The 15,547-nt window shown below is 59.1% G+C and carries 18 protein-coding genes and 1 pseudogene; 14 read left to right on the plus strand and 5 right to left on the minus strand.

Annotated features, from left to right (window positions below; genetic code table 11):
- Positions 1 to 66: 66 nt before the first annotated feature.
- A complete protein-coding gene (locus QMZ18_RS05360; protein WP_282605193.1) occupies positions 67 to 1,266 on the minus strand; it encodes an MFS transporter in 1,200 nt (399 codons plus the stop codon).
- Between the two features lie 118 nt (positions 1,267 to 1,384).
- Here QMZ18_RS05360 and QMZ18_RS05365 point away from each other — a divergent pair, with 118 nt between their 5' ends.
- On the plus strand, positions 1,385 to 2,254 hold the full coding sequence (locus tag QMZ18_RS05365) for a LysR family transcriptional regulator (protein WP_282605194.1): 870 nt from the start codon (positions 1,385 to 1,387) through the stop codon (positions 2,252 to 2,254).
- 38 nt (positions 2,255 to 2,292) lie between these two features.
- Here the strand turns inward: QMZ18_RS05365 and QMZ18_RS05370 are convergent, their stop codons facing one another.
- Both QMZ18_RS05370 and QMZ18_RS05375 read right to left on the minus strand, forming a co-directional pair.
- Positions 2,293 to 2,823: a hypothetical protein gene (locus QMZ18_RS05370; protein ID WP_282605195.1), complete on the minus strand. Its 531-nt coding sequence runs from the start codon at positions 2,821 to 2,823 to the stop codon at positions 2,293 to 2,295.
- Between the two features lie 3 nt (positions 2,824 to 2,826).
- Entirely contained in the window at positions 2,827 to 3,801 is a 975-nt protein-coding gene (locus QMZ18_RS05375) for a threonine/serine dehydratase (protein WP_282605196.1), read from the minus strand.
- Between the two features lie 471 nt (positions 3,802 to 4,272).
- Between QMZ18_RS05375 and QMZ18_RS05380 the strand changes: the two genes are divergently transcribed.
- From QMZ18_RS05380 to QMZ18_RS05440, 13 genes are all read left to right on the plus strand, one after another.
- Entirely contained in the window at positions 4,273 to 5,607 is a 1,335-nt protein-coding gene (locus QMZ18_RS05380) for an extracellular solute-binding protein (RefSeq protein WP_322097134.1), read from the plus strand.
- Positions 5,608 to 5,697: 90 nt separating this feature from the next.
- On the plus strand, positions 5,698 to 6,660 hold the full coding sequence (locus tag QMZ18_RS05385) for a carbohydrate ABC transporter permease (RefSeq protein ID WP_282605197.1): 963 nt from the start codon (positions 5,698 to 5,700) through the stop codon (positions 6,658 to 6,660).
- Positions 6,657 to 7,628: a carbohydrate ABC transporter permease gene (locus QMZ18_RS05390; RefSeq protein WP_282605198.1), complete on the plus strand. Its 972-nt coding sequence runs from the start codon at positions 6,657 to 6,659 to the stop codon at positions 7,626 to 7,628. The genes QMZ18_RS05385 and QMZ18_RS05390 overlap by 4 nt, the downstream gene beginning before the upstream one ends.
- Entirely contained in the window at positions 7,625 to 7,834 is a 210-nt protein-coding gene (locus tag QMZ18_RS05395; RefSeq protein WP_282605199.1) for a hypothetical protein, read from the plus strand. The genes QMZ18_RS05390 and QMZ18_RS05395 overlap by 4 nt, the downstream gene beginning before the upstream one ends.
- 6 nt (positions 7,835 to 7,840) lie before the next feature.
- Positions 7,841 to 8,938, plus strand: a complete 1,098-nt coding sequence (locus tag QMZ18_RS05400) for an ABC transporter ATP-binding protein (RefSeq protein WP_282605200.1) — start codon at positions 7,841 to 7,843, stop codon at positions 8,936 to 8,938.
- The gene (locus QMZ18_RS05405; protein WP_282605201.1) at positions 8,931 to 9,986 is read left to right on the plus strand and encodes an ABC transporter ATP-binding protein; all 1,056 of its coding nucleotides are present in this window, start codon (positions 8,931 to 8,933) and stop codon (positions 9,984 to 9,986) included. Before QMZ18_RS05400 ends, QMZ18_RS05405 begins: the two co-directional genes overlap by 8 nt.
- Complete coding sequence (gene dhaL / locus QMZ18_RS05410) at positions 9,976 to 10,602, plus strand: dihydroxyacetone kinase subunit DhaL (RefSeq protein WP_282605202.1); 627 nt, start codon at positions 9,976 to 9,978, stop codon at positions 10,600 to 10,602. The genes QMZ18_RS05405 and dhaL overlap by 11 nt, the downstream gene beginning before the upstream one ends.
- A gap of 4 nt (positions 10,603 to 10,606) precedes the next feature.
- A complete protein-coding gene (dhaM, locus tag QMZ18_RS05415) occupies positions 10,607 to 10,996 on the plus strand; it encodes a dihydroxyacetone kinase phosphoryl donor subunit DhaM (RefSeq protein WP_282605203.1) in 390 nt (129 codons plus the stop codon).
- Entirely contained in the window at positions 10,993 to 11,307 is a 315-nt protein-coding gene (locus tag QMZ18_RS05420) for an HPr family phosphocarrier protein (protein WP_282605204.1), read from the plus strand. Before dhaM ends, QMZ18_RS05420 begins: the two co-directional genes overlap by 4 nt.
- A 27-nt stretch (positions 11,308 to 11,334) precedes the next feature.
- Positions 11,335 to 12,957 carry a phosphoenolpyruvate--protein phosphotransferase gene (gene ptsP / locus QMZ18_RS05425; protein ID WP_282605205.1) on the plus strand — a complete coding sequence of 541 codons (1,623 nt, stop codon included), beginning with the start codon at positions 11,335 to 11,337 and terminating at the stop codon, positions 12,955 to 12,957.
- Positions 12,950 to 13,432, plus strand: coding sequence for a hypothetical protein (locus QMZ18_RS05430; protein ID WP_282605206.1), 483 nt, complete (start codon positions 12,950 to 12,952; stop codon positions 13,430 to 13,432). The genes ptsP and QMZ18_RS05430 overlap by 8 nt, the downstream gene beginning before the upstream one ends.
- 29 nt (positions 13,433 to 13,461) lie before the next feature.
- Positions 13,462 to 14,454: a dihydroxyacetone kinase subunit DhaK gene (dhaK, locus tag QMZ18_RS05435; RefSeq protein WP_282605207.1), complete on the plus strand. Its 993-nt coding sequence runs from the start codon at positions 13,462 to 13,464 to the stop codon at positions 14,452 to 14,454.
- 56 nt (positions 14,455 to 14,510) lie between these two features.
- Positions 14,511 to 14,969 (plus strand): MarR family winged helix-turn-helix transcriptional regulator, encoded by a 459-nt coding sequence (locus QMZ18_RS05440; RefSeq protein ID WP_282605208.1) that lies wholly within the window; start codon positions 14,511 to 14,513, stop codon positions 14,967 to 14,969.
- Between the two features lie 72 nt (positions 14,970 to 15,041).
- Here the strand turns inward: QMZ18_RS05440 and QMZ18_RS37010 are convergent.
- Together QMZ18_RS37010 and QMZ18_RS36930 are read right to left on the minus strand one after the other, a co-directional pair.
- A pseudogene (locus tag QMZ18_RS37010) lies at positions 15,042 to 15,152 on the minus strand (VOC family protein); the annotation flags it as partial.
- On the minus strand, positions 15,153 to 15,350 hold the full coding sequence (locus tag QMZ18_RS36930) for a hypothetical protein (protein WP_322097135.1): 198 nt from the start codon (positions 15,348 to 15,350) through the stop codon (positions 15,153 to 15,155).
- Between the last annotated feature and the right edge of the window lie 197 nt (positions 15,351 to 15,547).

Below are 15,547 nucleotides of genomic sequence, written 5' to 3' on the forward strand. Positions count from 1 at the left end.
CGCTCAAAACGAGCAGTGTTGCTGCCGCGCAGGCAATGCCCGCTAAAAAGCACCGTTTTGACTCCGTCATTGCGCTGCAGGCAAAGTGATCAGGCGCGGAACCGGCCGCTCGGTGATCGGCCAGTGAAGCAAAGCCGACGCCACGCCCAGGCCGACGCTCAGCCACCAGATAAAATCGTACGAGCCGACCCAATCGTAGATGTATCCGGCGAGCCAGGCACCTAGAAAGCCACCGAATTGATGACCCAAAAACACCATGCCGAAAAGCATCGACATATAGGTGGTTCCGAAGATGTGGGCGACCAGTCCGCTCGTGAGCGGCACGGTGCCGAGCCAGAGGAGGCCGATGGCCGCGCTGAAGACGATGACGCTGGTCTCGGAAATCGGGACGACTAAGAACGCCAGGAAGATGAACGCCCGGGCCAGATAAAGCAGACTTAAAAGTTTCTTTTTCGAGTATCGCTCGCCCAGGACACCGCAGCCATAGCTGCCGAGGATGTTGAAGACACCGACTGTTGTAAGTCCGGCTACGGCCAGCCAGGGCTCGAATCCGAAGTCCGCGAGATATGCGGGCAGGTGGACGGCGACAAAGGCGAGATGAAAGCCGCAAACGAAGAAGCCGGCGTTCAAGAGCCAGAAGCTGCGGTCGCCCCAGGCTTCATCGAAAGCCTGCCGCAGGGTCTGGTCGGCCGATGCCTGGGTGTCGGGCGGCGCGCCAGCTAGTCCCAGAGACAGAGGAACGATCAAAAGGGCCGTTCCGGCAAGAACGACGATAGCCGCGTACCAACCGATGCCGTCGATCATCAGATGTGTATAGGGTAATGCGGCAAACTGGCCGATCGATCCGCACATGGAGGCGATGCCGAGGGCCGTACTGCGCCTCTCCGGCGGCGCGGCGCGGCCGACTGTGCCCAGAACAACGGAAAAACCGGCGCCGCTCAGGCCTATGCCGATCAATGCGCCGCCAAGAAGCAGCTGGTCGCCCTGGCCGCTCAAAGTCATGGCGAGGAGGCCGGCTGAATAACAGATCCCGCCCAGCGCCGCGACTCGTCCTGCGCCGTAACGGTCGGCAATAGCCCCTGCAAAAGGGGATGCCGCGCCCCAGACAAGGTTCATAAGTCCCATTCCCAGGGCGAAGCTTCCCCGCCCGATTCCGAGATCGGCCGATACCGGCGACAGGAACAGCCCCAGGCTATGTCGGAAGCCGAGAGAGAGCGCCATGATTGCGCCGCCGCAGAGCACGATGATCCACAAACGTCGTGACAATTGAAAACTCCGACTATTGCTTGAAGAAGATGTGTCCGGGGAAGACTGTAAAAAAGATCTTTTAATCAATAAAGATAATTATTATGATTTTTTAATCTAATTTATTGATGGATAAATCATGAAAAGTGATTTGGATATCGATCTTCTCAGATCCTTTGTCGCTGTTGCCGAAACAAGACATTTTACCCGTGCTGCCGAAAGCCTGAATTGCGCGCAGTCCGCCGTCAGCATGCAGGTCAAACGACTGGAGCGGATCGTCGGTGCAACGCTCTTTGAGCGGTCAAAGCGCATGGTGAAACTGACGGCCGATGGTGAAGCCTTCCGCCGCTATGCAAACCGGATGCTGCGTCTGAACGACCAGACTCTGGCGGCATTTGGCAAGAACACACTGCAAGGCCGCGTTCGACTCAGTGCCACTGATACCTCCATGTGTTTTTTGCCCAGGATTCTCTCCCGATTTGCGCAAAGTTGCCCGCTGGTGGAGCTTGAGATCCGCTGTGATCGAAGCTGGGAGTCCCTGGACGCCCTGCAAGCGGGCGAAGTCGACCTCTCTCTCGTTACGCAGGCTGGAGGCCGGACGGGGGGAACACTGGTCAAGCGGGAAGCGTTGGTCTGGGCCGCAGCGCGGGGCGGTTCTGCCGACGAAGTGGACCCACTGCCGCTCGCCATTTTCGGGCCGGGCTGCAATTACAGGGAGGCCGCGTTGAAAGCACTTGACGCCTGCGGTCTTCGCTGGCGCCATGCCTACAACAGTGAAAGCCGGGATGGTCTGAATGTCGCTGTCGCCGCGGGACTGGCCGTCACGATTGTACCCGTCAGCTCGCTGGGGAACGACCTGAGGGTCCTTGGTGCAGATCAGGGGTTTCCACAGCTGCCCGACATCGAGATTTTGCTTTTTGAAGCCACAAGCGAACCGGCGATGCCCGTTGCGACGCTTGCCAAGGTCATCGCCGACACGCTCGGCGATGACCTCCCGACCGGCGTCTGAGAAACTGCCGTGCTACAAATTCTACATGACGATCGACCCTAGAGCGCGAGTGTTTTGCGCAGATTACGCACCCGCGCGCGGACCGAGGCGGCGGGATCTTCCGCACCTCTTGCCAAGCGTTCCGATGCAGTCGGTTTGAGTCCGGGGTCCCGTTGCGCCAGGCGGCAGATCGCATCCAGTGCCCAGGCGCGCAGGAAGGGGCGTTTGGCGTTGCACCAGGGCTGGATAATCTTTGCGAGCTTTTGGACTTCCAAGTCTTCGTCGCCGATGAACTGTATGCTCTGCGCGATGTGAAGCCGCGCTTCCCAAGCGGTTTGTGCGGCGGCGGATTCGACAAATCTTTCGAGCTGCGCGGATGTCAGCTCCGCGCCTAATTCCAAGAGTTTTCGGACCACCCAGGTGGCGGCAGTTTGAAGCCGGGTGTCTTCGCTGTCTGCCAGTACGAGCAGACGGTCGAATTCGGTGAAGTTCTTCCCCGCCGACCGGCAGGCGGCTTCCAACGAACCGGTGGTCTTGACGTCGAATTCCAGGACACGCTCAATGACCACTTCGCTGAGAGCGTCGGGCATGGATCAGTTTGGCAAAGCGATGCCGTCGGTGCCCGAGCCGCAGGCGATGGTGGCGATCAGTGCGTCGTCGGGCAGATCCACCTTGCTTCCGGCCAGCTTGCCGGCCTGCACAGCGGCGAGAGAGGCTGCGCCAGCGAGCTCGGCGCCCAGACCCATCTCGAACCAGAGCCATTGGGCTGCGGTCCGCATTTCCTCGTCATTGACCAGGACGATGTCGTCGACATGCTCGCGGATGATCTCGAAATTGCGCTGTGCCGAGCGGCGGGGGGCGAGGGTGCCGGCTTTGGTCGTGATCTCGGGCAGGGTCACCAGCTCATCGGCGCGCAGGCTTTCGCTCAGGGTCGGGGCACCCTCGGCCTCGACGCCGATGATCTTGATCTCCGGCTTAAGGGCTTTGGCCGCGGTCGCAATGCCTGAGATAAGGCCGCCACCGCCGATGGCAACCACAATCGCATCCAGTCCGGGCGACTGTTTCAGCATTTCCACGGCCATGGTGCCTTGTCCCGCGATGACGGCGGGGTCAGCGAAGGCGTGGATGTAGGTCAGGCCGTCGCGCTCCGCCCGGGCCAGGGCCGCTTCGTTGGCATCGTCATAGACCGCGCCCTCAATCACCACCTCCGCACCCCACGCCTTCAGCTTTTCGGCTTTGGCCGCCGGGGTAGAGGCCGGCAGGTAAATGACTGCTTGCGCGCCCAGGGACCAGCCGGCGTAGGCCACGCCCAGGCCATGGTTGCCGCCGGATGCGGTGATGATACCGCGCTTCAGATCGTCTTCGCTCAGTTGCAGGGCCGCGTTCATGGCGCCGCGCGGCTTGAAGGAGCCAGTGACCTGCAGGCACTCCAACTTGACCATCAGTGGATTCTGCGAGGGCGCGTTCTGAATGAAGCGGGTTCTGAGCAGTGGCGTACGCCGCACCCTGTCCTTGATGCGCGAAAAGGCGCCTTGGATATCGTCGAGGGTGACGGGCATCGTGGTCATACCGGGGTGTCCCTTGGAAACGAATCTGGATTTGGAACCATGGGCGAATTTCGCCGCACAGTAAACGCCTGAACTTAAACAGCCGATAACAAGTCGGCCTGTTGTCATGTGCCGAACTAAACTTTCTGATGAAGTGCGAAACCAAAGGCGGTCATGAAATTTCGATGATTCGCGTACTGAACAGTAAGTTTAGTGATACTCATTCAATAAACTCACCATAAAACCACGCAATATTGCAACTAATCAGCCATTTACGCTGCACTGCAAAATCGAAACATGTTTGACAAAAGTTTAGTGAAGAGTTTAGTGTTTCTTCAGCCGACGTGAAGAATGCGGCAGACGGGGCTGTCGGTGTGCGACGCAAGAGACATCGCAAGTTCAGTAAAATTGCCCCCTGATAGTATCAACGAGAGGCCGGGCCGGATTTCCTCTTACGCAGAGAAAAACGGCCGGACTCAAAGGGAGGAAAAGATGCGGATATTTGGAGCCTGTTTGGCCGCCGCTGCGCTGAGCGTGACGGCTGTGACGGCAATGAGTACCCAGGAGGTCCAGGCGCAGGATAAAGAATTGACCCTCTGTTGGGCTGCTTGGGATCCGGCGAATGCCCTGGCACAGCTTGGGAAAGACTTTACTGCCGAGTCTGGGATCGAAATGAACTACGAGTTCGTGCCCTGGACCAACTTTGCGGACCGCTTCATCAACGAACTGAACTCGGGCGGAAAGCTCTGCGACCTGCTGATCGGCGACAGCCAGTGGATCGGCGGTTCGGCAACATACGGCCACTATATCAAGCTGAACGACTTCTTCGAAAAAGAAGGCATCTCCATGGATGACTTCGCACCGGCGACCGTTCACGCCTACTCGACCTGGCCAAAGGGCACGCCGAACTATTGGGCGCTGCCGGCCATGGGCGATGCGTTGGGTTGGGTTTACCGCAAGGACTGGTTCGCCCGTCCGGAACTGCGTGAAGAATTCAAGGCGAAGTACGGTCATGAACTCGAGGTGCCGAAGAACTGGACCGAGGTGAAGCACATCGGCGAGTTCTTCCAAGGCCGCGATATCGATGGCAAGAAGGTCTACGGCCTGGGGATTTATACCGAGCGTGGTTCGGAAGGCATCACCATGGGCGTGACCGCGGCGATGTATTCCTGGGGCTTCCAGTACGAAAACCCGGACAAGCCCTACGACATGCCCGGCTATGTAAACTCACCGGAAGCCGCCGAGGCACTGGAGTTCTACAAGTCGCTCTATGACTGCTGTACCCCGCCGGGCCATTCGGATGCCTACATGGTTGCCAACCTGGATGCCTATAAATCCGGCCAGGTCGCCATGCAGATGAACTGGTTTGCCTTCTTCCCGGGTATCGCCAAGGACGAAGATGTGGGCGGTGACAAGTCAGGCTTCTTCGTCAATCCCGCGCAGAACGTGGCAGCTTCGACGCTCGGCGGGCAGGGTATCTCAGTGGTGGCCTACTCCGACAAGAAGGATATGGCGCTGGATTACATCAAGTGGTTCGCCAAGTCCGACGTACAGAAGAAGTGGTGGTCCCTGGGCGGCTATTCCTGCCACGTGGATGTGCTGAACGATCCGAATTTCCCCAACACCGCACCTTTCGCCGCAGACTTCCTGAAGGCGATGGACGGCGTGAAGGATTTCTGGCAGGAGCCGACCTACGCCGAGTTGCTGCAGTCCATGCAGAAACGGGTGCATGACTACGTGGTTGCCGACAAGGGGACTGCGAAGGAAGCACTCGACAAGCTGGTCGTCGATTGGACCGAAGTCTTCGAAGACGACGGTAAGCTCTAGCTCTACCGTTCCAGCTAAATGCTATGATAGGCCGGCCGGGCAAAGACCCCGGCCGGCCCAGGGAACCCCTATATCTTCTGGAAGCGTCTCATGACGGATCAACCCAGTGGTCGTTCGGCAGACAGCCTCACGGATCGAGTGGCAAGAGCCACACCCGGCGCTGTCGTGCAGCGGGTGCGCGGGCTTTCCGATACCGCAATTGCCTGGCTCTTCATCTCGCCGACGATCCTGCTTCTGCTGGCGATCAATATCTTTCCGCTGATCTGGACGGTCTATCTTTCCTTCACCAACTACCGGGCCAACCGGCCGGGGCGGGCGATCGACTGGGTCGGGACGCGCAACTACGAGAGGCTGCTGGGCAACGAGGATATCTGGGGCTACCTCCAGGCGACAGCGCACTTCGTAGTCTGGACGATGGTGATACAGGTGTTCATCGGCTTGAGTCTGGCGTTGCTGATCAACCGCAATTTTAAGGGCGCGAGCTTCTGGACAACAGTAATTCTGATCCCGATGATGCTGTCGCCGGCGGTGGTGGGGACGTTCTGGACCTATCTCTATCAGCCGCAAACCGGCATCTTTAGCTACATCATCAATCTCTTCGTCGCGGTGGGGCCCGTCGATATGATCGGGTCGGTCGATTTAGCACCCTGGTCGATCATCATCGTCGATACTTGGATGTGGACGCCCTACATCATGCTGCTCTGTCTGGCGGGTCTACGCTCGATCCCGGAATATCTCTACGAAGCCGCGGAAATCGACCGCGCCAACACCTGGCAGAAGTTCTGGTACATCACGCTGCCCCGGATCATGCCTTTCCTTATGCTGGCGGTGCTGTTCCGCGGAATCGAGAATTTCAAGATGTTCGACATGGTGGTCGAGCTAACTTCCGGCGGGCCGGGGTCGACCACAGAGGTTGCCTCGATAAATCTTAAGCGCGAGGCCTTTGAGAAGTGGCGGACCGGCTACTCCTCTGCCTTCGCGGTGATCCTCTTCGTCACGGTCTTCGGGCTTGGCAACATCTATGTCAAAGCCCTGAATAAGGTGAAGCAATGAGTGCTGCAACCACAAGCTCTGCGACGACCCGGGCCCACTCGGTGGTCGAGACTTCTGCGCGCGGTAAGTGGTTTGCGGGACTGGTAGTGGTCGCTTATGCGCTCATTACCCTAATTCCACTGGTCTGGATCTTGGCGACCAGTTTGAAGTCGCCACCGGATTCCATTTCCTATCCGCCGAAGGTGATCTTCGAGCCGAGCATGGAAGGTTACGTGAACCTCTTCACTACTCGCTCGCGCCAGACCGCCGAATACATCGAAAATCTGGGACCGGCAGAAACCTGGTACGACGAGATCGTGCGTAAGCGGAACATGGTCATCGTCGGACCGTCGCGCTTTCTCGACCGCTACTTCAATTCGGTGGTGATCGGTTTCGGCTCGACCTTCCTGGCGGTCTTCCTCGGTACGCTGGCGGCCTACGGTTTCTCGCGCTTCAAGGTGCCGCTGAAGGACGACCTGCTGTTTTTCATTCTCTCGACGCGCATGATGCCCCCGATTGCGGTCGCGATCCCGATCTACCTGATGTACCGGACGCTTGGGCTGTCGGATACAGCGTTGGGTATGATCCTGCTCTACACCGCCGTGAACGTTTCGCTCTCGGTCTGGCTGCTGAAGGGTTTCATGGATGAGATCCCGCGCGAATACGAGGAGGCCGCGGTGGTGGACGGTTACACGCGGCTGCAGGCCTTCTGGAAAGTGGTGCTGCCCCAAGCGCGTTCGGGCATCGCGGCGACGGCGATTTTCTGCCTGATCTTTGCCTGGAACGAATATGCCTTCGCCCTGCTGCTGACCAGCGGCAACGCGCAGACCGCACCACCCTTTATTCCGATCATCATTGGCGAGGGCGGCCTGGACTGGCCCGCCGTCGCTGCCGGAACGACGCTCTTTCTCCTGCCGATCGTCTTTTTCACCGTGCTCCTGCGCAATCAGCTTTTGCGGGGCATCACCTTTGGAGCGGTGCGCAAATGAGCCTGCAGAGCGAACATCGAAACGGACCCTCGGGGCTAAGCCGCTTCTTCCGGCGCGGACCCTGGGAGAACTTTGCGACCTTCCTGATTGCGCTGGGCATCTTCATGCTGATGCAGCCCTTCTCGATCGATCTCTTCAGCTATTCCTTCGCGGTGATCCTGACCGGTACGGTCGGCTTCGTCATCGTCAGTCATTTTCCGGAGTAGGTGCACGTGGCCGAGATTAGAATTGAAAACCTGCACAAGACCTTCGGCGACTTTACCGCCGTACGGGACTCTTCCTTCACAGTGAAGGACGGTGAGTTCTTCGTGATGCTGGGCCCGTCCGGCTGCGGCAAGACCACGACCCTGCGCATGATCGCCGGGCTGGAACTGCCGACCTTGGGCCGGATTTTTCTGGACGGGGAAGATGTGACGACCCGGCGCGGCGGCGAGCGGGATATCGCCTTTGTGTTCCAGCTTTTTGCGCTCTATCCCCACATGAACGTGCGCAAGAACATCTCCTTCCCGCTGCGCATGGAGGGCCGGCCCCGCAAGGAGGTGCGCGAACGCACCGAAGAGGTCGCGCGCATGCTGCAGATCGATCATCTGCTGGAGTCACCGGTGGGCGGTCTGTCGAGTGGCGACCGGCAGCGGGTGGCGCTGGGCCGGGCCGTGGTGCGCCGGGCCAAAGCCTTTCTGATGGATGAACCCCTGGGGGCGCTGGATGCCCAGTTCCGGGAGTTGATGTGTGAGGAACTGCGTCTGCTGCATCTGCGGGTCAAGGCGACCACGGTCTATGTGACCCACGATCAGATCGAAGCCATGTCCATGGCCGACCGCATCTGTATCATGAACAATGCCGAGGTGCTGCAGATCGGACCGCCCTCGGAAGTCTATGCCCGCCCGGCGACGCGTTTTGTTGCGGGTTTTGTGGGCTCTCCCTCCATGAACTTCATCGCAGGCGAAGGCGGGCTGAACGCCGGTAGCGAAGCCGTGCAGGTGCGCGGATCCCGCATCGCCATTCCGCGTCTGCACGAAGACCTGACGTCGTCTGAAGCCATTCTGGGCGCGCGGCCGGAACACATTCACATCTCCGACCAGGGCGCGCTGCGCGGGCGTGTCTTCGCGGTCGAATACATGGGCACCCGGCAGCTGATCACGGTCGATACGGACTCAGGCCGCCTACGGGTGCGCGCACCCAATACGGTGCGGGTCAACGATGGCGAGACAGTCGGACTGGATTTCGATTCGGAGAAGATCGTGGTCTTCGATTCCCGAACCGACCGGGCGGTCTCGAGCGCGTTTACCGGAGGAGGCGCCGGTGGCTGAAATCGTGCTGAACGCTATCTCCAAGTCCTTTGGATCCACGAAAGCAGTGGCCGACCTCGATCTAACGGTGCGTAACGGAGAGTTCGTAGTCCTGCTGGGGCCGACCGGTGCGGGCAAGACCACGACGCTGCGGCTGATCGCGGGTCTGGAAAAGCCGGAAGCAGGCAGTGTGGCCATCGATGGCATGGATGTTACCGAGACGCCCACCTCCGCCCGCAATGTGGCTTTCGTATTTCAGCAGTATTCGCTTTATCCGCACTATAGCGTCTTTGAAAATCTGGCCTTTCCCCTGAAAGCACCGGGTCAGAACCTGACGGCCGCGCAGATCAAAACGCGTGTTCAGGAAATTGCCGAACTGCTGCGCATCGATCACAAACTGGAAAACTCTGCGACGGCGCTTTCAGGCGGTGAGATGCAGCGGGTGGCGATCGGCCGGGCGCTGGTGCGCAACCCGACAGTCTTTTTAATGGACGAACCCCTGTCCTCGCTGGACGCAAAACTGCGCGAGGATCTGCGGGTGGAACTGAAACGCATTCAGCGGGATCTGGGTGCGACAATCGTCTACGTGACCCATGACCAGCTTGAAGCTATGACTCTGGCGGACCGGATTGGCGTTCTGGATGAGGGCAAGCTGGTGCAGATCGGCGACCCGCGCGAAGTCTACGAAACCCCGGCCAGCGTCTATGTGGCGCAGCGGCTCGGGAGTCCCCAGATCAATCTCCTGGCGGTGGGTATGCTCGAACTGCCGTCTGTGCCGCCGTCGGCGACGACCTTGGGGATCCGACCCGAAGATATCCTTCTGGACCGGAGTGAGGGCGCGGTCGCCAAGGTGATCAATGTCGAGCATCTGGGCGTCGAGACAGTGATTCTGCTTGAACTGGCGGGACAACACCTTCATGCCCTGCTCGGTGATGCGGCCAGCCTGGAAGAGGGAGCGGAGATCGCCATTGGCGTGCGGGAGGGCGCGGTGCTGTTTTTCGATGCGGACGGCAAGCGCGTCGATCCGCTCAAGGCGGGTGTGAGTGAGGAGGCGGTTTATGGAACCTGAGACAATCAAGGCGCTGATCAGCCATACGCATGAGGTCATTCTGGCGCATGCGGAAGAGCTCACCGACCTGGATCAGGCGATTGGCGACGGCGACCATGGGATCAACATGAAGCGCGGTTTTGAGGCTATTGCTGCGGCGGTGGACGCCATTTCAGAACTGCCCGGCGGCAAGGCGCTTGAGAAGGCGGGCATGACGCTGGTGATGTCGGTCGGCGGGGCATCGGGACCTCTTTACGGTTCGCTGCTGATGTCGATGGGCAAGGCCATGCCGGAAGAGCCGGGTTCGGTCGGCGATTTTGCAACCGCCTTTCAGGCCGGTGTCGAAGCAGTGATGAAGCGCGGTAAATCCGAAGGCGGCGAGAAGACCATGCTGGAGGTTCTGTTGCCGGTTGCCGCTCTGCTTTCCTCGGCTGACACCTTCGACGCCGATGCGCTGAGGGCCGCGGCCGACGCGGGCCTGGCATCGACCAGGGATATGAAGGCGACAAAGGGTCGGGCGTCTTTTCTGGGCGATCGCTCAATCGGGCATCTCGATCCCGGTGCCCGCTCCTCGACTCTGCTCATCCATGCTGTCTGTGACGTAGTCGAAAGTTGTGACGCAATTGGGGGTAAGTAAGGTTATGACGAATTTCGTTGGCATCGTGATCGTTTCGCATTCTCCAAACGTTGCCAAGGGTACCGCGGATATGGTGCGGGAAATGGTCGGCGATGAGGTCAAGGTCGCTTACTGCGGTGGCAACGCGGCCGGTGGCCTAGGAACCGACGTTGCGGTAATTCACAGCGCTATTGATTCGGTCTTCGGTGAAAAGGGTGTAGCCGTTCTGGTCGATCTCGGTGGTGCGGAAACCAATAGCGAAATGGCCATCGAGATGATGGACGATGAGCGCCAGAAGTCGATTGTCATCTGTAATGCGCCCATTGTGGAGGGCGCAGTTATGGCGGCAACGGAAGCGGCTGGCGGTGGGAGTCTTGACGAGGTTCGTGCGACCGCGGAGGAATTTCTGTCATGACCGACGCATCCGCTGAAAGTGCCGGCCCGAACGAGGATGTGGCAAACGGACAGGCAACGATTCAGGATCCGACGGGGCTGCATGCCCGACCTGCCGTCAAGTTGACAAAGCTTGCTAAGGCCTATGACTCAACGGTCGAAATCCGTGCGGGTAAAGACGGCAAATGGGTGAATGCCAAGTCGCCCAACGCTGTAATGAAGTTGAAGGCCGGCAGCGGCGAGATTCTCTTCGTTCGGGCGGAGGGCGTCCATGCCGATGAGGCCGTGAGAGCTCTGGTCTCCTTGATCGAACGGGATTTCGATGCCGAGTGAGCGCCTATTTGATTCGTAATGAGGACCATGACTGAGACTTCAGATCAACGCATTCTGCGCGGTGTCGCCGCCTCCGACGGCCTTGTCGTGGGCCGTGCCGTGCGGCTGATCTCGGGCGTAGAGGTGCAACGGACAGCGGGGTCTCCGGAAGACGAACGCAGCCTCCTCGCAGGCGCGATCACGCGCGCATTGGAACAGCTCGAGGCGCTGACCGAAGCCCAGGACGAGATGGGGGCCGAGATACTGGAGTTTCAAATCGCGCTTCTCGAAGACGAAGATCTCTTGGCGCCGATCTATAACGCTGTTCAAGAGGGTCAGCCTGCAGACCTGGCCTGGATCAGAGTGATTGATAGCGAGGTTACCGAATACCGGGAGGGTGAGGACGAGTATTTCAAAGCGCGCGCGGAAGATCTTCTGGATCTCAAAGCGCGCGTGCTCGCGGCACTGCATGGAAATGAAACTGGATTCAACGATCATGCAGAGCAGACCAAACTGGACGGCGATATCATCGTCGCTCAGAATCTTACACCGTCACGATTCCTGGAACTGGACTGGACAAGCTACCGAGGTGCTGCGATTTGCGGTGGTAGCCCGACCAGCCACGTTGCCATTCTGGCACGAGCGCGGGGAATCCCGCTTCTCGTGGGTTTGGAGGACGCTGTCGAGACGATGCAGCACGCTTGCCTTGCAGTCCTTGATGCCGAAGACGGGGTTTTGATTCTTACGCCGGAACCCAAAACACTTGAAGACGTTAGGCAGCGACAGCGTGTGCGCGAAGGCGATGAAGAACGAGCGGACTCTCTCATCGGTAAAGCAGCGGTCATGGCAACCGGAGAACGGGTCGAAATTCTGATTAATGCGGATGACCCCCGGGTTCTGGCGGACGTGCCGACTGCGAACTGTGACGGCATCGGGCTGACGCGGACGGAGTTCCTGTTCAGTGAAGGTGTCCTTCCCGATGAACAAAAGCAATTTGAGGTCTACCGGGACATCGTAAATTGGGCGGAAGGACGTCCGGTGACCATCCGCACCCTGGATGCCGGTGGAGACAAACCGATCCCCGGCGTCACTGTTGACGACGAAGCGAATCCTTTCCTGGGTCTGCGCGGCGTTCGTCTGTCACTCCTGAAACCGGAGGTCTTGAAGCTGCAGTTGCGCGCGCTTGCCAGGGCCGCGGTGTTCGGTTCTTTGAAGATCATGATCCCAATGGTGACCACCCCTGAGGAAGTGGAGGCAGTGCGCGCGCAACTTGACGAGGCGCTGACCGAACTCTCGGCGGAAGGCGTTGCGCATGCTTGTCCTCAATTGGGTATGATGGTTGAGGTGCCCGCTGCCGCTCTGACGGCGGAGCGGTTCAAGGTGGATTTCTTTTCGATCGGCTCCAATGACCTTATTCAATACACCACGGCCTGTGCTCGGGATAATCCGGCGGTGACCAAGTTGGCTGATGCAAAAAGCCCGGCGGTTCTGGAATTGATCCGCCGAACAGTGGAGGCGGCAGCGCGCATGGGAGTCGAGGTCAGCCTCTGCGGCGATATGGCGTCTGACCCCAATGCGATCCCTGACCTGCTGGACTGCGGTCTTCGCCGGCTCTCGGTGGCGCCCGCGCAGGTGGGCAGAGTTAAACTCGCGGTGAGCCGCTATGGTTGACTCAAAGGCAGTTAACCCGAAATCCGCCAACCGCAATAGCGGTGTGCTCAAACCGGCGGTCGACCAATCTGCTGCGACTCAATCGGTTGCGACCTACAAGCAGATCCTGCGGGAGTTTATCGACCGGCGGCCGTCTGGCACCCGTCAGCGAATCGCCAAGGCGTTGGGGACACACAAGAGTTTCGTCTCGCAGATCACCAACCCCGCGCTACGTGTGCCGCTGCCTGCGCCGCATGTCGCCTCGATTTTCAAGATCTGCCACTTCTCGCCGGAAGAGCGCGGCTGCTTTTTAGATGCCTATCGAATCGCGCATCCCAATCAGGCCGCCGCGTTGGAATCTGAAGAGGTATCGGGCAAGCGGATCGTCATGATTGAGCTGCCGGACTTCGAGGATCCTGGAAAACAGGAACGCCTCGCCGAGGCCATAGAGGATATTGCAGCAAAAATGATCGCTCTTGCGCGCGAGGGCGGCTGATCTTTGCAGTATAGGGAGGAAATAAAGACATGAAAAAGCTGATCAATACCGTCGATAACGCACTGACCGACAGCCTGCGGGGGTTCGGGGCAGCCCACAGCGATATTGTCTCGGTGAATTGGGAGCCGAAATTCGTGCAGCGTGCGGGCGGTACACGGAAGGGGAAGGTTGCTCTGATCTCCGGTGGTGGCTCCGGGCACGAGCCGTTGCATGCGGGATTTGTTGGAAAGGGAATGTTGGATGCGGCTTGTCCGGGCGAAGTCTTCACCTCTTCCACACCCGATCAGATGCTGGCGGCGGCCGAGGCGGTTGGCGCGGACGCGGGCGTTCTTTTTATCGTCAAGAACTACTCCGGCGACGTCATGAATTTCGAGATGGCAGCAGAAATGTACGACGGTGCTCAGGATACCGTGTTGACCAATGACGACGTAGCCGTGGAAGACTCGCTCTACACCCAGGGACGGCGCGGCGTTGCGGGGACGGTCATCGTTGAGAAGATCGTCGGCGCAGTTGCGGAGGCCGGAGCCGATTTGGCGACCTGCAAGGCGCTGGGCGACCGGGTGAATGCGGCGACTGGAACGATGGGCGTTGCCCTGACCAGCTGCACTGTGCCCGCGGCCGGAAAACCGACATTCGAGCTCGGTGAAGACGAGATGGAGATGGGCGTCGGGATCCACGGAGAACCGGGGCGCCGCAGGGTGAAGCTCGCGGAAGCCGATGCGCTGGCAGCGGAGATGATCGAAGCGATCTGCAAGGAAGGCGGGCCGGATACCGGCGACCCCGTAATTCTGCTGGTCAACGGTATGGGCGGGACGCCGTTGATGGAGCTCTATCTGATGTATGATGCGGCGCGCAAGCTCTGTGAAGACCGCGGGCTGACCATCGCCCGGTCATTGGTCGGTGACTATTGTACCTCCCTCGACATGGCCGGCTGTTCGATCACGCTGACCAGGGCAGATGACGAGATGCTCGGTCTTTGGGATGCCCCGGTCCATACCGCAGCCTTGAGATGGGATGTCTAATGGGTGTAACACCGCTATCGAGTGATTGAGAGACTTGTTCTGGGGCGCGGAAGTGCATGAAACGACGAAAGGTGGGGATTGTTGAAGAAATCGATCCGACCGACTATCTGCTCGATGATCAGATCGGATTTATTCTGAGAGTTGCCTCGCAGAAACACAGCACGATCTTCGCCAATCTCATGCTCGAGGAACTGACACCGACACGTTTTGCGGTATTGGCCAAGCTGTTTGAGAAGGGGCCCTTACCACAGAACGAACTCGGACGTCAGGCAGCGATGGACGTGGCGACTATCAAGGGCGTCGTCGACCGGCTTTCCGCGCGCGCCCTGATCCGCACCCGGCCCGATCCTGATGATGGCCGCAAACACTTCGTCGAGCTGACTAAAAAGGGTGAGGAAGCGGTGCGGGCCGCGATTCCCCTGGGTTTGCAGATCTCCAAGGACACATTGAAGCCTTTGAACACTCGGGAGCGGACGACGCTCATCCGCCTGCTGCGCAAGCTCTACAAGGGGTAAATCGACGCCGGGCCAGACGTCTGTTGGTAATTCGAGGTGGACGAGGATGTTTATGATCTTACCCAGCGGGTCGCGAACGTAAAAACGGCGTACGCCCCAAGGCTCATCTGTCAATTCGTAGATAGTTTCGAACCCGGCCGATTTCGCCCGATTGTACATTTCGTCGACATTGTCTACTTCGATCTAAATATCCGGAACAGTGGTGCCGGATCCGCCTTCGCTGGCGATGCTAATCTGGATGGGGGCGGTGTTACTGGACGCAAAGGTAACGATCCAACCTTGGTTCATTGCGACCTCCAAGCCCAAGAGATCCCGATAAAAGGCATGTGCGTCGGATACTCTCTCAGTCGCAATGTTCGTGACGATACGCCGTATTGTCATCGGTGCCTCCGGCCAGGTTGAACGCGCCCGCTGGCTCAATTCTGCCGACTGCCCGCAGTGGGCGTAAAGTGTCAATTTGTCCGAGGAGTGCGCCTAAACCGCATTTAGGCCGACGTTGATTTCCACGCGGTATCAATCCGTCCTTCTTGCTCAGTCATGTTATAGCGGTGATGATTTTCGTGCACAAAAAATATAAA

It is taken from the genome of Pelagibius sp. Alg239-R121 (genome assembly GCF_947331435.1).
Lineage (GTDB): Bacteria > Pseudomonadota > Alphaproteobacteria > Kiloniellales > Kiloniellaceae > Denitrobaculum.

Bases quoted from the DNA above. Each gene is read 5' to 3' on its own strand.
- QMZ18_RS05365 (WP_282605194.1), top strand. From the start codon at position 1,385: ATGAAAAGTGATTTGGATATCGATCTTCTCAGATCCTTTGTCGCTGTT.
- QMZ18_RS05370 (WP_282605195.1), bottom strand. From the start codon at position 2,823: ATGCCCGACGCTCTCAGCGAAGTGGTCATTGAGCGTGTCCTGGAATTC.
- QMZ18_RS05375 (WP_282605196.1), bottom strand. From the start codon at position 3,801: ATGACCACGATGCCCGTCACCCTCGACGATATCCAAGGCGCCTTTTCG.
- QMZ18_RS05380 (WP_322097134.1), top strand. From the start codon at position 4,273: ATGCGGATATTTGGAGCCTGTTTGGCCGCCGCTGCGCTGAGCGTGACG.
- QMZ18_RS05385 (WP_282605197.1), top strand. From the start codon at position 5,698: ATGACGGATCAACCCAGTGGTCGTTCGGCAGACAGCCTCACGGATCGA.
- QMZ18_RS05390 (WP_282605198.1), top strand. From the start codon at position 6,657: ATGAGTGCTGCAACCACAAGCTCTGCGACGACCCGGGCCCACTCGGTG.
- QMZ18_RS05395 (WP_282605199.1), top strand. From the start codon at position 7,625: ATGAGCCTGCAGAGCGAACATCGAAACGGACCCTCGGGGCTAAGCCGC.
- dhaL (WP_282605202.1), top strand. From the start codon at position 9,976: ATGGAACCTGAGACAATCAAGGCGCTGATCAGCCATACGCATGAGGTC.
- dhaM (WP_282605203.1), top strand. From the start codon at position 10,607: ATGACGAATTTCGTTGGCATCGTGATCGTTTCGCATTCTCCAAACGTT.
- QMZ18_RS05420 (WP_282605204.1), top strand. From the start codon at position 10,993: ATGACCGACGCATCCGCTGAAAGTGCCGGCCCGAACGAGGATGTGGCA.
- ptsP (WP_282605205.1), top strand. From the start codon at position 11,335: ATGACTGAGACTTCAGATCAACGCATTCTGCGCGGTGTCGCCGCCTCC.
- QMZ18_RS05430 (WP_282605206.1), top strand. From the start codon at position 12,950: ATGGTTGACTCAAAGGCAGTTAACCCGAAATCCGCCAACCGCAATAGC.
- dhaK (WP_282605207.1), top strand. From the start codon at position 13,462: ATGAAAAAGCTGATCAATACCGTCGATAACGCACTGACCGACAGCCTG.
- QMZ18_RS05440 (WP_282605208.1), top strand. From the start codon at position 14,511: ATGAAACGACGAAAGGTGGGGATTGTTGAAGAAATCGATCCGACCGAC.
- QMZ18_RS36930 (WP_322097135.1), bottom strand. From the start codon at position 15,350: ATGACAATACGGCGTATCGTCACGAACATTGCGACTGAGAGAGTATCC.